Raw genomic sequence first — 16,536 nt, 5'->3', positions numbered from 1 at the left:
GTCAAGATTAAATTCCGAAACCCCTATCTGCGAATGCAGGTAGGGGTTTTGTTTTTGCGTCCTAAAAATCCTGCTGCATAACCTGACTTAATCTTCATGTTGAACGGGCACCATTCGGGGGATTTGGCCTGATGTGAGCGCAGTGTTTTGCTATGGTGCAGCTCTTTTTTCAAGGCTGTAGACATGCCGGAACCGATTCACATCAAGGATCACGAGAACGAAACTCGCATGGTCAATAAGCGGTTATTGGCCTGCGCATTACTCGTGGCGGCCATTTCCTGTGCGCTGGTCGTGCGCCTTTACATCCTGCAAGTCGTCGAGTTTGACTATCACTCCACTATTTCTGAAAACAATCGGGTGCACGTGCTGCCGATTACCCCGACCCGTGGCCTGATTTATGACCGCAACGGCGTGTTGTTGGCCGACAACCGGCCCAGCTATAACTTGACCATCACCCGCGAACGCGCGACTGACATTAAAGGCGAACTGGATTCGATCATCAGCCTGTTGCATCTGCCTGCCGAAGATCGCGCGGTGTTCGACAAGGCGATGAAGCAGGCGCGTCATCCCTTCGTACCGGTCACGCTGTTTTACGAACTCACCGAAGAACAGATCGCCATTCTCGCCGTCAACGAATTTCGCCTGCCGGGAATCGACGTCGAACCGCAGTTCGTCCGCAACTATCCTTTGGGTGCGCACTTTGCCCACTCGATTGGCTACGTCGGACGGATCAACGAAAAAGAATCGAAGGTCCTCGACTCAGTGGAGTACCGAGGCACTCAGTCCATTGGCAAAACTGGCGTCGAAAAATTCTACGAAGCCGAACTGCATGGGCACGTGGGTTATGAAGAGGTTGAGACCAACGCCCAGGGCCGCGTGTTGCGCGTGCTCAAGCACACCGACCCAATTCCCGGGAAGAACATTGTCCTCAGCCTCGATGTAAAGCTTCAGGAAGCAGCCGAAGCCGCCCTGGGTGATCGCCGTGGTTCGGTGGTCGCCCTCGATCCGGCAACCGGCGAAGTGTTGGCGATGGTCAGCAAACCCAGCTTCGACCCCAATCTGTTTGTCACCGGCATCAGCTTCAAGGAGTATGCCGCGCTGCATGACTCCATTGACCGCCCCTTGTTCAACCGTGTCCTGCGCGGCCTCTATGCGCCAGGCTCAACGATCAAGCCCGAGGTAGCCATCGCCGGCCTCGACACCGGTGTTGTCACCGCGCAAACCCGGGTGTTCGACCCGGGCTATTACCAATTGCCGGATTTCGACCACAAGTACCGGAACTGGAATCACAGCGGCGACGGTTGGGTCGACATGGACGCGGCGATCATGCGCTCCAACGACACCTACTTCTATGACCTGGCCCACAAGCTGGGGATCGATCGCTTGCACGACTACATGGCGAAGTTCGGCCTTGGCGAGAAAGTCTCGATGGACATGTTCGAGGAGTCTTCCGGGCTGATGCCATCCCAGGCCTGGAAGCGTGCGACCCGTCGCCAACCCTGGTTCCCCGGCGAAACGGTCATTCTTGGCATAGGCCAGGGCTATATGCAGGTCACGCCGCTGCAACTGGCCCAGGCCACTGCGCTGATCGCCAACAAGGGCGTGTGGAACCGTCCGCACCTGGCAAAAACGGTGGACGGTGTCGCACCGGTGGACGACCACCCGATGCCCAACATCCTGCTGAAAAATCCCCGGGATTGGGAGCAGGTCAATCACGGCATGCAGATGGTCATGCACGATCCGCGCGGCATTGCCCGTGCGGCGGCGGCGGGTGCGCAATACCGGATTGCCGGCAAGAGTGGTACCGCGCAGGTGGTGGCGATCAAGCAAGGCGAGCGCTACGACCGCCTGAAAACCCGCGAGCGCAATCGCGATAACGCCTTGTTTGTTGGCTTCGCCCCGGCGGAGCATCCGCAGATTGTCATCTCGGTGATGATCGAGAATGGCGAGGCGGGCGGTCGTGTCGCGGGGCCTGTGGTGCGGCAGATCATGGACGCCTGGCTGCTGGATGACCAAGGGCACTTGAAGCCGCAATACGCCAGTCCGAGCAAAACACCGGGTGACCCCCACGTCTGAAGCCTAACAGCCACTTGCCAGTTGCTTTACGTTAACGTAAACATAGGCACAGGCGCCGCAGATCAATGGCGCAGCTTTTGCTTGAGGGAAGCACAAACTTCCCTTTACTGCCCTGTGTACCGGGTGTAGACATTTGCCATGACGTGCGTGCTGCGTCGCAGGCATGGACACGACCCCGCAAGGTGCTGGACGGACCGATCCGGAGCGCTTGATGAGCCCTATAAAAACAACAATTGCACAGTTGCCCCACGAAGCCCGGCTAGCCCGGGAGAAACTCCACCTGGAGGGCGAAGTCCCCGATGGTGTATTGCGCGCCGAAATCGATGCTTCATGGCGGCGCAGCCTCAGCCACGGTGTGCACTTCAACGGCAAACATGAACTGGCGCTGGAATCGAGTGCCAGCCTTGAGGTGCTGCTGGCCAGCAACCGCCTGCTGATCGACGCAGCACTACCGGCCATCGATTACCTGGCGGCCCGCCAGGGCAAGGAAGGCCTGATCATTCTGGCCAACGCCGACGCCACCATTCTCGCCGTTGAAGGCCGCGCCGACCGACTCAAGGGCAGCGGCCTGCAGGACATTACGCTCGGTGCCTGCTGGAGTGAAGCGGTACGCGGCACCAATGCGCTGGGCACGGCATTGGTCGAGGCGCGGCCGACCCTGATCGACTGCGGCGAACACTATCTGGATCGCCTCAGCGAATTTTCCTGCACCTCAGTTCCCATTCATTGCCCTCAGGGCGACATCCTCGGGGTGCTCGATCTGACGCGCGAAGGCCCGTTGGGACGCGTCCACGACAGTACCGCGTTGCTGGCCATGGCGGTCAGCCAGATCGAGAGCCGGGTGTTCAACGCCAGCTTCGCCGATCAGATCGTGCTCGCCTTCCACAGTCGTCGCCAATACCTGGAATCGCCTTGGCAGGGCCTATTGGCGGTGAGCCTGGGCGGGCAGATCCTCGCGGTCAGCGCCCAGGCTTGCCAGTTGCTCAACGCCGAGCGCGCAGCGTTGGTTGGACAGCGCTGCGAAGCGTTTCTCGGGGTCGATGGCGTGCAATTGCTCGCGCGCCTGCAGCAAGGCGCGGTTGGCAGCCTGCAAACGGCCAAGGGCGAATTTTTCTACAAAGCCCTGCGTGCGCCGCACCGTTCATTGAATGTCGGCATAACGCCACGTCCGGCAGCAAAAACCAGCAAGACGCCGCCCGATCTCGATGCCCTGGCTGGCAGTAACAGCCGCTACGCGCGGGCGTTGCGCATGGCCCGGCAAGGCCTGGCCAATGAGTTGCCAGTGTTGCTGCTGGGCGAGACCGGGACCGGCAAGGAAGTGGTGGCACGTGCGCTGCACCTGGCCGGCAGTCGCTGCGACAAACCCTTTATTGCGGTCAACTGCGCGGCGATTCCCGAAGGGCTGATCGAGTCCGAGCTGTTCGGCTACCGCGAAGGTGCATTCACCGGCTCGCGGCGCGGCGGGATGATTGGTCGCCTGCAGCAAGCCCATGGCGGCACGCTGTTTCTCGATGAAATCGGCGACATGCCGCTGGCCCTGCAGGCCCGCCTGTTGCGTGTGCTGCAAGACCGCAAAGTCGCGCCACTGGGGGCTGGCGAAGAACAGGACATCGACGTCGCGCTGATCTGCGCCACGCACCGTGATCTTAAGCGCCTGGTCGAGGACAAGCATTTTCGTGAGGACCTGTTCTACCGAGTCAACGGTATCAGCGTGATGCTCCCGGCGCTGCGCGAGCGGGAGGATTTCGGCGAGTTGCTTAAGCGCCTGCTGGTCAAGCTCGACGCTCCGAGCGTGACGCTCAAGGCCGACCTCAGCCAACTGCTTGCCGCTTACCATTGGCCGGGCAACATCCGTCAACTTGAAATGGTCCTGCGTACCGCCTTGGCGATGCGTGAGCCGGGTGAAACGGTCCTCGGTCTCGACCACCTGCCGGACAGCATGCTCGATGAACTCAATGCCGGCGAACGCGCGTCCACTGGCAGCATCCGTCAAAACGAACTGGAGCTGATCCGCCAGTCCCTCGACAACCATCAGGGCAATGTCTCGGCGGCAGCCGATGCGCTGGGGATCAGCCGCGCGACCTTGTACCGCAAGCTCAAACAGTTGCGCAGTTGATGCGGCGCTTGATTGTCAGGCTGGTCGACAGCCCCGACCCGCAAGCGCTGGATGCCGCGCTGGCCTGGCTGTATGGCTTCGTGCGTCCGCACCGCCTGGCGATTGCCGGCCTGCTCGGGTTGTCGGTCTGCGCGTCGCTGCTGGTGCTGGTCCAACCGTGGTTGACCAAGCTGCTGATCGACGACGGTTTGCTGGCGAAAAATTTCTCAATGTTGGTCCTGATCGCTGGTTTGATGATTGTCGCCGGCCTGCTCGGCACCGGGTTGTCGGGCATCAACCGCTACCTGCACACGCGGCTTTCCGGACGCATTCTGTTCGCGCTGCGTGACGATCTATACCGGCACCTGCAAACCCTGTCGCCGGGGTTTTACGGGCAGCGGCGGATCGGCGACCTGATGTCGCGCCTGGACGGTGACGTCGCCGAGATCCAGCGCTTTGCCTTGGATTCGCTGTTCTCTGCGGTGTCGAGCATCATCGGCCTGGTGTGTGCGGTGGCGATGCTGCTGACCCTGTCGTGGAAGCTGTCATTGCTGGCCCTGGTGCTGATTCCGCTGGATGTGCTGTGGCTGCGCTGGATGCGGCGCAAGGTCGAGCGCGATGTGCGGCAATTGCGCGAGCGTTCGGCGGACATGTCCTCGTTCATGGTCGAGACCCTGCCGGTGATGAAGTTCATCCAGTCGGCCGGTCAGCAGCAGCGCGAAGCACGGCGCCTGGAGAGCCTCGGGCAGGGCTATATGAGCCAGCTGCTGCGCCTGCAAGTCACTGAGTTCTTCACCCAGGCGGTACCCGGCACCCTGACCTCGCTATCCCGCGCCTGCGCGTTCCTGATCGGCGGCTATTGGGTGGTGCAGGGCACCTGGCAATTGGGGGCACTGATCGCATTTTCCACTTACCTGGGCATGGCGGTCGGGCCGGTGCAGAGCCTGCTCGGTTTGTACGTGGCGATCCAGCGCATGACCGTCAGCCTGGGCCGGGTTATGGAGCTGCGCGGCGAACCGGCGACGGTGACCACGCCAGTCGCGGCACAGCCGATGCCTGCCAGCGGCGAACTGCGTTTCGACAACGTGCACTTCAGCCATCCCGGGCGGGCGAGTACCTTGCGAGGCATTGAAGCGAGCATTCCCCACGGCCTGAAAGTCGCCCTCAGCGGCGGCTCGGGTGTCGGCAAGTCGACCCTGATCGACCTGCTGCAACGCCACCACGATCCGCAGTCCGGACGTATCCTGCTCGGTGGTGTCGACCTGCGTGAGTTGGACCTGTACCAACTGCGCCAGCGCATCGCCGTGGTCAGCCAGGACATCGTGCTGTTTCGCGGCAGCCTGGCAGACAACCTGGCCTACGCCGTGCCCGATGCCAGCCGCGAAGCGGTGACGCAGGTTGCACGCCTGGCGCAGCTCGACAGCCTGATCGAGTCCTTGCCCGAGGGCCTCGACAGTCCGCTGGGCGAACGCGGCCAGCAATTGTCCGGCGGCCAGAAACAGCGGATCGCCATCGCCCGGGCCTTGTTGCAGGATCCGATGATTCTGGTGCTCGACGAAGCCACCTCGGCGGTCGACGAAGCCACCGAGCGCGAAGTCATCGAAGCCATCGACCGCTTGTTTGCCACGCGCACACGGATCCTCATCAGTCATCGGCCGTCGACCCTGGCCGATGCCGACCTGCGCTTTGAGCTATTGGATGGCGTACTGACGCCGGTGCGGGTGCTGCATGACGCCTGAGCTGCGCATTGGCCTGGTGGACAGCGGTCACGCGCCGGCGCAAGGCGCGCTGGTCGATGCGGGCAGACGGTTTTACCTGTTGGAGCAGGGGGCCGCCGAGGATGTGTTGATCGATGACCCGCTGGGCCATGGTACGGCGGTGCTTGAGGCGATCCAGCATTGTGCTCCCGCAGCACGCTTCTACGTCGCCCAGGTGTTTGACCGTCGCGGCATCACCAGTGCCCTGCAGATTGCCGCCGCGATTGACTGGCTGGTGGCGCAGCAGGTGCGAGTGATCAACCTCAGCCTTGGCTTGCGCCAGGACCGCAGCCTACTGCGTGAAGCCTGTGCCGCAGCGACGGCGCGTGGTGTGCTGTTATGTGCGTCCAGCCCGGCTCAGGGCGAGGGCGTCTATCCGGCGAATTATCCCGAAGTCGTGCGGGTGACCGGAGACGCTCGCTGCGATGCGCACCAATGGACCTGGCTCGATAGCCCGCAAGCGGATTTCGCCGCGTGCGTGCGTGGTGCCTATGCCGGGCAGTCGGGCGCCAGTCTCGGTTGTGCGACATTAACCGGGCACATCGCCCGTTTTCTCGGTACAAGGCGGGATGCAAGCAACGGCGAAATCATCCAATGGCTTCAGGACAACGCGCACTATCGCGGTCGCGAGCGGCGGACCCAGGCATGACTGAAATCCTTATCCTCGGTGCCGGACCGGCAGGGGCGGCGGCCGCGTTGGGGCTGCGGCGCATGGGCTATGAGGTGACGCTGGTCAGCGACTGGCGCCGCTTCTCTGCCCTTGAAGGCGTTTCACAACGGGTGCTGGAGGCGCTGCGCGGCGCCGGTCTGCATCAGGCACTGGCAAACGCGACGTTGCCGTCCCAGCGCCAGGTGTCGTGGAACGGCCAGCAACATGCGCAGAACATCGAATTTCTCCTCGATCGCCCGAGCTTTGATCGAGGCCTGCGCGAGGATTTACGCCAGGCCGGGGTCGAGCTGATCGAGGGCCGGGTACTGGCGGTGCATTCGGATGTCGGTGGGCATCGGGTCGAGGTTGAAGGCCATGGCGTGTTGGCCGCAGACTTTCTGGTGGAGGCCCGTGGGCGTCAGGCGCCGGCCATGGGCAAGGGCCGACGTGGGCCTGAGACGGTCAGCCTGCTGAATCGCTGGCAAGGTGCACCTGCAAATACCGCCAGTGCGGTGCAAAGCCTGGAGGACGGCTGGGCGTGGATGGCCCGGCGCGCCGATGGCCAGTGTTACTGGCAACTGACCGTCGACGTGGCCAGCGCCGAGCTGCCCGGCAAGGCGCACCTGCTCGACTACTGCCGAGCACGACGACGCACCTCTGAATTGGCCGCCGAACTGTTTGGTACGGGCGAGGAAGTCGACCTGCAACTGCACGCGCGCAGCAGCACGGCGATCCTCAGTTCACAGCTGTGTGGCAGCAACTGGATTCGCGTCGGCGATGCGGCAATGGCTGTTGATCCGCTGTCGGGCAACGGGATTTTCCAGTCGTTGTCGTCGGCGTTGCAGGCGCCGGTGGTGATCAACACTCTGCTGCGCAAACCCGAGCGTGCGGCCTTGGCGCGGCGTTTTCATGAGCAGCGGGTGGAGCAGTTGTTCCTGAGGTTTGCGCGAATCGGGCGGGACTTTTATGCCGATGAACTGCGCTGGTTGCATCAGCCGTTCTGGCAGGCTCGGCGCCATTGGCCAGACGCCGAGATGGCCCATGCGCAGGCGGATTTCAATGCGTTGCGGATTGAATCGGCGCCGGTGCTCAGGGACGGTTTTGTCGACGAGGCCGAGGTGGTGATCACAGCCGATCAGCCGTTGGGCATCTGGCATGTGCAGGGCATCGAACTGGCGCCTTTGCTGCGCCGTTTACGCAGCGAACCGGGCCGGCAAGCGCTGGCCGGCTTGGATGCGGAGCAGGGGCGGATGGTCAGGAGTTGGTTGTTGGCCCAGGGTTATAAGCCCTGAAGCGGCAGGCGCCGTTCGACGCCTGCCGCGTGAGGATCACAGCTTGATCAGCACCGATTTCAGCTCGGTGTAATGCTCGATGGCCGCATAGCCCATCTCCCGTCCAACCCCGGACATTTTGTAGCCGCCAAAGGGCAGTGCCGGATCCAGCGCACTGTGGCAATTGACCCAGACTGAACCGGACTTGATTCGCGGAATCATCCGATGCACGGCTGCCAGGTCGTTGGACCAGATACTCGCACCGAGTCCATAGGGACTGTCATTGGCCATGCGCAGGGCATCAGCTTCGTCGTCGAACGGAATGGCCACCAGCACCGGGCCGAAAATTTCTTCCTGGACCAGCGAGTGCTTCTGATCGACGTCGACTATCACCGTTGGCTTGACGAAGAACCCCGGGCCGAACTGCTCACCGCCGCAAGCAATGGTAGCGCCGCTTTGCCGGCCTTGTTCGATGTAGCCGTAGACGCGCTCCTGCTGCCGCGCCGAGATTAGCGGCCCCATTTCGACACTGGGGTCGAGGCCGTTACCAAGCTTCATGGCGTTGGCAATATCAGCGATGTCGGCGACTACGTTGTCGAAGTGCTTGCGTTGCACATAGAGCCGCGAACCGGCGCAGCAGACCTGGCCCTGGTTGAAGAAAATCGCGCTGGCGGCACCGGCTGCGGCGCTGTTGAGATCGGCATCGGCCATGACGATGGTCGGTGATTTGCCGCCCAGTTCCAGGGTGACCCGGGTCATCGAGTCCATGGCGATCTTGCCGATCTGCTTGCCCACGGCGGTTGAGCCGGTGAAGGTCAACTTGTCCACCAACGGGTTGTGGGTCAGGGCCGAGCCGGCGGTGATGCCGGTGCCGGTGACCACGTTGAACACGCCCTCGGGGTAGCCGGCCTCGAGCACCAGTTCGGCCAGCTTGAGGGCGCTCAGCGGCGTCTCATCTGCTGGCTTGAGCACCACGGTGCAGCCGGTGGCCAGGGCCGGGCCGAGCTTCCAGCAGGCCAGCAGCAGCGGGAAGTTCCAGGCGACGATGGCGCCCACCACGCCCACCGCTTCACGGCGGATAAAACTGTGGAACTGGTCGTTGGGCATCAAGGGCAGCGAGACTTCGACGCTGGAACCTTCGATCTTGGTGGCCCAGCCGGCCATATAGCGCAGGAAGTCGATCGACAGTTGCACGTCCATCACCTGGGCCACGGCGGCGCTCTTGCCGTTATTCAGGCATTCCAGTTGCGCGAGGATTTCCGCGTCGCGTTGCATCAGGTCGGCGAGTTTCCACAGCAGGTTCTGTCGTTCACGCGGGCGGGTGCGGGTCCACGCCGAGTCATCGAAGGCCTGGCGAGCGGCGAGTACGGCGCGGTCGACATCCTCAGGCGTGGCCTTGGGCACCACACACAGCACCTCGCCGGTGGCAGGGTTGTGCAGGGGCATGGTCTGGCCGTCGGCGGCCTCGACCCACGCGGCGCCGACCAGCATGCGCGGGGCGCGTTGAATGAAGGCCGAAACGGCGGGAAGCAGAGTGGGAAGCGACATGTTGGAACCTCGTCTTGTTCGTGTGGCGAGGTTGTTCGCAACGCGTGTGCCAGTTTCGCCGAGGCCCGGGTTTACCGGGCTCCCGGGGCAAAAACGAGGGTGTCGAAAGCGCCGCGCTGTCGCACATTGCGACAGCGCTTGAGACGCGCCAATCACTGGCGCAACGGATCAGAAGCTGTATTTGACGTTGAACATCAGGTTGCGTGGTGCCCCCCAGAACACCGTGCCGTAGTTGCCCATACCGCTGTAGTAATGTTTGTCGAACAGGTTGTTGACGTTGACCGTCGCCTTGAGGTTTTCGGCGAAGTCGTAGCCACCCACCAGCCCCACCAGTGCGTAGGATTTCTGTTCGAACTTGGCGCTCGGATCATCGATCGAGTACCAGTCTTCATCGCTCGGTTTGAAGAAGCTCGAACTCTGCCAGTAGAGGTTGCCGCCCACCGTAACCTTGCGCCATTCCTCCGGCAGACGGTAATTGGTCGCCAGCTTGAAGAGGTGTTGCGGTTGGTTGGTCGCGACACGCTGGTCGTCAGCGTCGTGGGACTCGGCGAAGGTGTAGCCGGCCATCAGTTGCAGATCCTTCATCACCTCGCCCGACATTTCCATCTCGACGCCACGGGTGGTGACTCCTTGCGCGGTGCGGTAGGCATCGGCGCCCGAGGGAGTGGTGCCGCCGGTGAGAATGGCGAAGTTGTCCTGCTGCAATTCGAATAGGGCCAGGCTGGCGTTCAGGCGCTCTTCGAAGTAGGCGCCCTTGATCCCTATCTCATAACTTTGCCCGGTCAGTGGATCGATCGGCTTGCCATCGGTGCCGAGGCTGTAGGCCTGGGGTTTGAAGATGTCGGTGTAGCTGGCGTAGACCGTGTGGTGCTGGTCCAGATCGTAAGTGATGCCGGTGTACGGCACGATTTCGCTGGAGTTGGTCGCGCTGGCCGGGAAACGTCGGCCCCTGCCGTTGATGGTGTCGATGTCCCATTTGTAATCGACGATTCGCGCGCCGAAAATCAGCGACATGGCATCGGTCGGTTTGAAGAGGGTGGCGGCGAAGCCGACCTTCTGCCGGGCCTCGATATCGAAGGTCGACCACCATTCGAAGTTGCGCGGTCTGTCGCCATAACCGTCCCACTGGAAGACATCGTCGATCACCCCGTTGGTCACGCCGTCGTAGCGTTTGGAGGTGGCTTCGGTGTGGGCCATGCTGTAGCCGAACACCGCTTCATGCACCCGTCCGCCGAGGGAGAATGGCCCGCGAGCGTAGAGGTCGAAGTCCTGCTCCTGGCTGGTGGTGTTGAATTTGGTCGCGGTGCCCTCGTTGTTCACGTCGCCGGTGACCGGGTCGATGTTGCCGCCGATAAAGCCATGGGAAATGCTGCCATTGGCTTGCACCGGCTCGCTGCTGATTCCCGAGATCAGCTCGCGGGTGCGATAGTCACGGTTGCTCAGCACACCCTTGATCACCCACTCGTTGTCGAAGGTATGGGCCAGTTCGACAAATGCGCGCTGGGTTTCCTGGTTGCGCCAGGTCCAGCGGTCGGCGGCGTTGGTGTCGCGGTCGAACTTGACGGTGCGTCCGTCCTGATAAAACGCGGGCAGGGCGCCGGTGGTGCTGCCGTTGTCGTAGTTCTTCTGCACGTCATAGCCGACAGTGAGCACGGTGCTGTCGGTCAGGTCCGCTTCGAGCACACCGTAGAAAGTGTTCTGCTCGCCGGTCAGGTAATCGACGTAGCTGTGTTGGGACTGGGTGCCCGCGACCATGCGCCCACGGATATTGCCGCTGTCGGTCAGCGGGCCGGACAGGTCGACGTCGACGCTGTACTTGTCCCAGGAGCCGGCTCCGGCGCTGACACTGCCCTGGAATTTGTCGGTCGGCCGCTTGCGCACCAGGTTGATCACCCCGGACGGATAACCGGAACCGTTGACTAGCCCGGTCGCGCCCTTGAGCACTTCGACGCGGTCGTAAATCAGGCTGTTGCCGATGCTGTAGTTGTCACGCAGCGAGCCGCCGTCCGACGACAGGCTCGGCACACCGTCGAACTGGAAATTTTCCAGTTTGAAGCCACGGGCGTAGAAGGTGTAGGCCTCGGAGCTTTCCTGGTTGACGATGATGCCCGGCGTTTGCTGCAGCACTTGTGAAATGCTTTGCAGATTCTGGTCGTCCATTTGCTGGCGGGTAACCACGCTCACTGACTGCGGGGTGCGGCGCAGGCTCAGGTTCATGCGGGTGGCCGCAGCGGTCTCGCCGGTGGTGTACGAGCCGGTGCCCTCGGTGGTGCTCCCCAGCACTGCCGCAGAAATATTGGTCGCATCCAGTTCCAGCGCGCCGGCACTGGCGGGCACTTTTTGCAGCAGGTAGCCGTCGTCACTGTTGTAAACGGTCAGGCCAGTGCCGCGCAGGACCTGAGCGAAACCCTCCAATACGGTGTAGGTGCCGTCGACCCCCGGGCTGGTCAAACCGCTCAACTGCTGGCTTTGCAGGGAAATCGGCGCCCCTGCGGCTTGGGCATAGCGTCCCAGTACCTGCTCCAGTGGCCCGGCCGGAATGTGGTAGGCCTGCACCGGTTTTTCGGCATAGGCCAGGGTCGGCAACACCAGCGGCAAGGCGCACAGGCTCAGGCGGCTCGCCAGCAGCAGGCGGTAAGGGGAAGTCATGTTTGCGAATCTCCGTTCATTTTGTTGGCATTGGGGAGGACGGATGATTTTCGAAAACACGCAATGAGAATGAAAATTAGTTGTTTTTCTGCTTGGTGACCAGCGTCACCCGGGTCAGCCAGGGCGTGTAGTGGCTGATTTCGATCGGTAACGTCCGGGCCAGCAGGCGCAAGGCTCGATCACTGTCATCGGTGGGCAGCATCACGGTGACCCGCAGCGCCGACAGCGCCTGCTTGTCGAACAGCACCAGGCCCTTGCGGTGCCTCGCCAGCCGCTCGAGAACGTCGGTCAGCGGTTGGTTGTAGGCCAACAGCTGCCGGTCATCCCAGGCATTTTGCAGGGCCTGGCTGTCGACCTGTTCCACCGCGCCAGGCCCGTTTGCATCGAAGCGCAGGCGCTGGCCGGCGTTGAGGGTCTGGCTGCGTCCGCCGGCGTCGATGCGGGTGGCGGACTCGAGCATGGTCACCTGAGTGGCATCGTCCAGTTGCTCGACCAGAAAACGCGTACCCAGCGCACGAATGCTGCCTTGCACCGTCACCACGGAGAACGGGCGCGCCGGATCCTTGGCCACCTCCACCAGAATTTCGCCGCGCAGCAGCTTGACCCGCCGTTGTTGCGGGTCGAAGTCGAGGTCGACGGCGGAGTCGCTGTCCAGGTCGATCTGGCTGCCATCGGCCAGCCGTTGGTGCTGGCGTTCGCCGCTGGCGGTGTGCAGATCGGCGAACATCAGCCCCTGTTGCATCGAATAGCTACCCAGCAGGCCGACCATCGCCAGCAGGGCCAGCGAGGCAATGCTGCGACCATGGCGCCGGCTGCTCGCAGCACGGCGCAAGGTCGCCGTGGCGGGTTGGGCGGGGAGTGTTTGCAGCGGTGCGAGATGCCCTTGCAGGCGGGCGATGGCGCTGGCGTGTTGCGGGTCGAGCGCCAGCCATTCAGTGAAGGCCTGGCGGGTTTCGGCGTCCGTTTGATGATCGAGGCGTACCAGCCATTCGGCGGCCTGGCGGCGGATCGAATGGGGCAGTGAACTGTTCATGACCCCGTCCCGGCAGCGTCATCGCAGGCTTCCAGGGCCAGCACCAGGTCCATTTGCACGGTTCGCAAGGAGACGCCGAGGCGCGTGGCAATCTGGGTCTGGTTCAAGCCTTCCATGTGCCGCAGGATGAACGCTTCGCGAACTCGCGTGGGCATGCGCGACAGCGCCCGGTCGATGCCTTCGAGCACCCGCACGGCTTCGAAGATCTGCTCGGGGGAGGGCGCTTGGTCGAGGTGCGCAGCCCACAGTTCCAGTTCGTCGAGGTAGGCTTTTTCCAGGCGCTTGCGCCGGCTGTTGTCGATGATCAACCGCCGCGCCACCGTCGCCAGGAACGCCCGCGGTTCACGGGGCACGACGTAAGGGCCGGTGCAGAGGACGCGCACGAAGGTATCTTGAGCCAGGTCGGCGGCGTTGTGCGGGCAGTGCAGGCGGCGCCGCAACCAGTTCAACAGCCACCCATGATGGCCTTGGTACAGAGCGTCCAGCGTGTCGGCCGATGCGGGTGTTCTAGGCTTCATGGGTGTTTTTTGTTAATGAGAATTATTACATGCTACGCTAAGTATTTGTTCTCCCGCAACGGTGAGCCGCGGAGTTGAAAGACCCTGGGTTTGCGCGTTCTCAAGGAATAAGGATCAACCATGGATTGGCGTGCAAGGATTAAAGGTTGGCACATGATGACGGTTGGCGGCGCGCTGTATGGCGTGTGGCTGGTCATGGTGCTGACTGGCGCCGAGCATGCTGGCGTCGCCAGCAGCAGCGCATTTGTCTGGCTGTTTTTTGGTTATCTCAGGCGCGGCGATGAAAAGAAGCGCGCGGCGCGTGGGGACAAGCGGTCCTGATCCATTTGCCTCGATCAGCGGCCGAGCATGCGATCGATCACCGCCCATAGCTGCGGGTCGTTGAAGTCTTCAATCGCCAGGTGTGCGCCCGCCGCCAGCAGCGTTTCACGGCGCTGGCTGGTGACCAGGCCGACGGTGAAAATTCCGGCGTTGACCGCGGCGGTCAGGCCCGGGATCGAATCTTCAAAGGCCAGGCTGACTTCGGCAGCGGCATTCAAGCGCGCCAGGCCGGTCAGGTAAGGCAGAGGATCGGGCTTGGCGCGTGACAGTTCCTCGGCCACCACCATCTGCTCGAAGCGCGCTTGCAGGCCGAGGGCCTCAAGCATGTGCTCGGCATTGGCTCGGGGCGCATTGGTCACCACCGCTACGCCAATCGCCTGCGCTTCGGCGAAATCCAGCAGACGTTCCAGTCCGGCAATTGGCTTCAAGTGTGTCGACAACTGGCGAAACCGCGCTTCCTTGCGCTCGGCAAAGGCTTCGTGTTCGGCCACCGGGCGTTCGGGGAACAGGTAGCGGCACATGTTGACGTTGGCCTGGCCGCTGACATGGGCTTCGAACTCGGCTTTGCTGAATGCACGCCCGTCTTCCTCCAGCAAGAGCTCCTGAACGGCCTGCAAGTGCAGGGCATCGGTGTCGGTGAGGGTGCCATCGAGGTCGAAGAGCAAGGCAGTGAGCATGGTGCGATTCCCTTGGCTGAAGCGGTTAAGCGGGTGGGCAATCATCCTATACGAGGTCGGCTCATCTATGCTCGTCTCAGAGTGCAACAGCTGTCGCGAAATTAAACGCCGTCTCTGGTCAGCAATCCCCTCAAAATCCTCAGGCTTCCCCACAAAACGTTGATTTATCGAGGTATTCACAAGCTGGCACGCTCTGTGTATTGCTCGTTGCAGACGTTTCTCTTGCCTTCGCCGGCGATTCGCTCGCTGGCGGTAGAAACCATAAAAACGACCATTCCAACAATAAGAAAGCACCGTGCGAGGTTCGACGTTGATGAAGAGAAAACTCCGATCAGGCATGAGCGCCAGTCTCCTAGCGCTTGCCGCGTGTGCCGCTCTGCATGCGCCGCAAAGCATGGCCGCGCGTGATGCCCAGAGCATCCTCAAGGAAACCTGCCAGGGCTGTCATACCCCGGAAGCGGACAACGCCCTGAGCCGCATCAGCCACCAGCGCAAGACCCCCGAGGGCTGGCTGATGAGCATTGCGCGGATGCAGACCATGCATGGTTTGCAGATCAGCGATGACGACCGCCGCACCCTGGTCAAATACCTGGCCGATACCCAGGGCCTGGCGCCGAGCGAAACGGATGGCGTGCGTTACGCCCTCGAGCGCCGACTGAACACGGTCGAGCAGTTCGACGAGCAGACCAGTCAGATGTGCGGTCGCTGCCACTCCGGTGCGCGGGTGGCCTTGCAACGCCGTCCGGCCCAGGAATGGGAGCGCTTGGTGAACTTCCACCTCGGCCAATGGCCGTCCCTGGAATACCAGGCGCTGTCGCGGGATCGCGACTGGTTCGACCTGGCGCGCAAAGAGATGGTGCCGTTGTTGGCCAAGCGTTATCCACTGGACAACCCGGCCTGGAAAACCTGGCAGAAAACCGCGCCCAAGGCCGAGACCCTGGCGGGCGACTGGAGCTTCAGCGGCCATTTGCCGGGTAAGGGCGAGCTGGCGGGTGTGATGAGCGTCAGCAGCGAGGGCAACGATCAGTTCAAGGTCACGGTCAAGGGCCAGTACGCCGACGGCAGTCCGTTCAATGGCGACGGCAGTGCGATCCTTTACAGCGGCTACGAGTGGCGCGGCAACGTGACGGTCGATGGCGTGGTCATGCGTCAGGTGCTGGCGGCCAAGGGCACGCAACTGCAAGGCCGGATGTTCGAGGCCGAGCACGATGAGCGCGGGCTCGACTTCACGGCCGCCAAACACGGCTCCAGCCAGTTGCTGGCGGTGCAGCCGGGTTATCTGAAGGCTGGCACCGAGACTGAAGTGACCCTGATCGGCGCGGGTCTGCAAGGCAAGCCGGACTTTGGCAAAGGCGTCGAAGTACTGGAAGTCATTGCGCAGAGTCCTGAGCAGATCAAAGTCAAACTCAAGGCCGCCAGCGATGCCAAGCCGGGCCTGCGGACCGTCAGCGTCGGCGCGCTGAAAGGACCGAGCCTGTCGGTTTACAGCAACATCGCCGAGATCAAGGTAGTGCCCGCGTTCTCCGTGGCGCGGATCGGCGATGGCGGTGGTTCGACGCCGAAAGTCCAGGGCCGTTTCGATGCCGAAGCCTGGGGCAAGGGTGCCGATGGCAAGCCGTATCGTATCGGGGTGTTCCCGGCGCAGTGGAAGGTCGAGGCCTTCGACGAGCGTGCCAAAGAAGACGAAGACGTCAAGTTTGCCGGCACCATGCAGGCCGACAGCGGCGTGTTCACACCGGGCGATGCCGGGCCGAATCCAGCGCGCAAAATGTCCACCAACAATGCCGGCAACCTCAAGGTGATCGCCGCCGTCGACGATGGGGGCAAGTCCCTGACCGGCGAAGGTCAGATGATCGTCACCGTGCAACGCTGGAACAATCCACCCATTCCATAAGGCTGGCCCGACACGGTTTCAGACACTTTTCGGAATGACCGCAAGCCC

The 16,536-nt window shown here is 62.5% G+C and carries 12 protein-coding genes; 7 read left to right on the top strand and 5 right to left on the bottom strand.

Going from position 1 to position 16,536, the window contains the following annotated elements:
- Positions 1 to 183: 183 nt before the first annotated feature.
- The 5 genes from mrdA to NR126_RS19560 all read left to right on the top strand — a co-directional run bounded on the left by mrdA (position 184) and on the right by NR126_RS19560 (position 7,869).
- On the top strand, positions 184 to 2,076 hold the full coding sequence (gene mrdA, locus NR126_RS19580; RefSeq protein ID WP_027620718.1) for a penicillin-binding protein 2: 1,893 nt from the start codon (positions 184 to 186) through the stop codon (positions 2,074 to 2,076).
- A 211-nt stretch (positions 2,077 to 2,287) separates the two neighbouring features.
- A complete protein-coding gene (locus tag NR126_RS19575) occupies positions 2,288 to 4,192 on the top strand; it encodes a sigma-54-dependent Fis family transcriptional regulator (protein ID WP_256830881.1) in 1,905 nt (634 codons plus the stop codon).
- Positions 4,192 to 5,910, top strand: a complete 1,719-nt coding sequence (locus tag NR126_RS19570; protein WP_256830880.1) for an ABC transporter ATP-binding protein — start codon at positions 4,192 to 4,194, stop codon at positions 5,908 to 5,910. Before NR126_RS19575 ends, NR126_RS19570 begins: the two co-directional genes overlap by 1 nt.
- The gene (locus NR126_RS19565; protein ID WP_256830879.1) at positions 5,900 to 6,577 is read left to right on the top strand and encodes a S8 family serine peptidase; all 678 of its coding nucleotides are present in this window, start codon (positions 5,900 to 5,902) and stop codon (positions 6,575 to 6,577) included. The genes NR126_RS19570 and NR126_RS19565 overlap by 11 nt, the downstream gene beginning before the upstream one ends.
- Positions 6,574 to 7,869 carry an NAD(P)/FAD-dependent oxidoreductase gene (locus NR126_RS19560; protein WP_027620714.1) on the top strand — a complete coding sequence of 432 codons (1,296 nt, stop codon included), beginning with the start codon at positions 6,574 to 6,576 and terminating at the stop codon, positions 7,867 to 7,869. The genes NR126_RS19565 and NR126_RS19560 overlap by 4 nt, the downstream gene beginning before the upstream one ends.
- Before the next feature lie 36 nt (positions 7,870 to 7,905).
- Here the strand turns inward: NR126_RS19560 and NR126_RS19555 are convergent, their stop codons facing one another.
- The 4 genes from NR126_RS19555 to NR126_RS19540 form a co-directional block, all read right to left on the bottom strand.
- On the bottom strand, positions 7,906 to 9,396 hold the full coding sequence (locus tag NR126_RS19555) for an aldehyde dehydrogenase (protein WP_256830878.1): 1,491 nt from the start codon (positions 9,394 to 9,396) through the stop codon (positions 7,906 to 7,908).
- A gap of 168 nt (positions 9,397 to 9,564) precedes the next feature.
- Positions 9,565 to 12,045 carry a TonB-dependent receptor gene (locus NR126_RS19550; protein ID WP_256830877.1) on the bottom strand — a complete coding sequence of 827 codons (2,481 nt, stop codon included), beginning with the start codon at positions 12,043 to 12,045 and terminating at the stop codon, positions 9,565 to 9,567.
- Positions 12,046 to 12,121: 76 nt separating this feature from the next.
- Positions 12,122 to 13,078, bottom strand: coding sequence for a FecR family protein (locus NR126_RS19545; protein ID WP_256830875.1), 957 nt, complete (start codon positions 13,076 to 13,078; stop codon positions 12,122 to 12,124).
- A complete protein-coding gene (locus NR126_RS19540; protein WP_027620710.1) occupies positions 13,075 to 13,596 on the bottom strand; it encodes a sigma-70 family RNA polymerase sigma factor in 522 nt (173 codons plus the stop codon). Before NR126_RS19540 ends, NR126_RS19545 begins: the two co-directional genes overlap by 4 nt.
- A gap of 120 nt (positions 13,597 to 13,716) precedes the next feature.
- Between NR126_RS19540 and NR126_RS19535 the strand changes: the two genes are divergently transcribed.
- Positions 13,717 to 13,917 (top strand): hypothetical protein, encoded by a 201-nt coding sequence (locus NR126_RS19535; protein ID WP_146118221.1) that lies wholly within the window; start codon positions 13,717 to 13,719, stop codon positions 13,915 to 13,917.
- 14 nt (positions 13,918 to 13,931) lie between these two features.
- On the opposite strand, the gene NR126_RS19530 is transcribed toward NR126_RS19535, so the two are convergent.
- On the bottom strand, positions 13,932 to 14,594 hold the full coding sequence (locus NR126_RS19530; protein ID WP_027620709.1) for an HAD family phosphatase: 663 nt from the start codon (positions 14,592 to 14,594) through the stop codon (positions 13,932 to 13,934).
- A 313-nt stretch (positions 14,595 to 14,907) separates the two neighbouring features.
- Here NR126_RS19530 and peaA point away from each other — a divergent pair, with 313 nt between their 5' ends.
- Positions 14,908 to 16,488 carry a quinohemoprotein amine dehydrogenase subunit alpha gene (gene peaA / locus NR126_RS19525; protein WP_027620708.1) on the top strand — a complete coding sequence of 527 codons (1,581 nt, stop codon included), beginning with the start codon at positions 14,908 to 14,910 and terminating at the stop codon, positions 16,486 to 16,488.
- Positions 16,489 to 16,536 lie beyond the last annotated feature (48 nt).

This window comes from Pseudomonas sp. Pse1 (genome assembly GCF_024519635.1).
Taxonomy (GTDB): domain Bacteria; phylum Pseudomonadota; class Gammaproteobacteria; order Pseudomonadales; family Pseudomonadaceae; genus Aquipseudomonas.
The sequence above is the reverse complement of the archived record's forward strand: the minus strand, read 5'-3'. Positions and strand labels throughout refer to the sequence as shown.

Excerpts from the sequence above, each read along its gene's own strand:
- mrdA (WP_027620718.1), top strand. The coding sequence starts at position 184 with ATGCCGGAACCGATTCACATCAAGGATCACGAGAACGAAACTCGCATG.
- NR126_RS19575 (WP_256830881.1), top strand. The coding sequence starts at position 2,288 with ATGAGCCCTATAAAAACAACAATTGCACAGTTGCCCCACGAAGCCCGG.
- NR126_RS19570 (WP_256830880.1), top strand. The coding sequence starts at position 4,192 with ATGCGGCGCTTGATTGTCAGGCTGGTCGACAGCCCCGACCCGCAAGCG.
- NR126_RS19565 (WP_256830879.1), top strand. The coding sequence starts at position 5,900 with ATGACGCCTGAGCTGCGCATTGGCCTGGTGGACAGCGGTCACGCGCCG.
- NR126_RS19560 (WP_027620714.1), top strand. The coding sequence starts at position 6,574 with ATGACTGAAATCCTTATCCTCGGTGCCGGACCGGCAGGGGCGGCGGCC.
- NR126_RS19555 (WP_256830878.1), bottom strand. The coding sequence starts at position 9,396 with ATGTCGCTTCCCACTCTGCTTCCCGCCGTTTCGGCCTTCATTCAACGC.
- NR126_RS19550 (WP_256830877.1), bottom strand. The coding sequence starts at position 12,045 with ATGACTTCCCCTTACCGCCTGCTGCTGGCGAGCCGCCTGAGCCTGTGC.
- NR126_RS19545 (WP_256830875.1), bottom strand. The coding sequence starts at position 13,078 with ATGAACAGTTCACTGCCCCATTCGATCCGCCGCCAGGCCGCCGAATGG.
- NR126_RS19540 (WP_027620710.1), bottom strand. The coding sequence starts at position 13,596 with ATGAAGCCTAGAACACCCGCATCGGCCGACACGCTGGACGCTCTGTAC.
- NR126_RS19535 (WP_146118221.1), top strand. The coding sequence starts at position 13,717 with ATGGATTGGCGTGCAAGGATTAAAGGTTGGCACATGATGACGGTTGGC.
- NR126_RS19530 (WP_027620709.1), bottom strand. The coding sequence starts at position 14,594 with ATGCTCACTGCCTTGCTCTTCGACCTCGATGGCACCCTCACCGACACC.
- peaA (WP_027620708.1), top strand. The coding sequence starts at position 14,908 with ATGAAGAGAAAACTCCGATCAGGCATGAGCGCCAGTCTCCTAGCGCTT.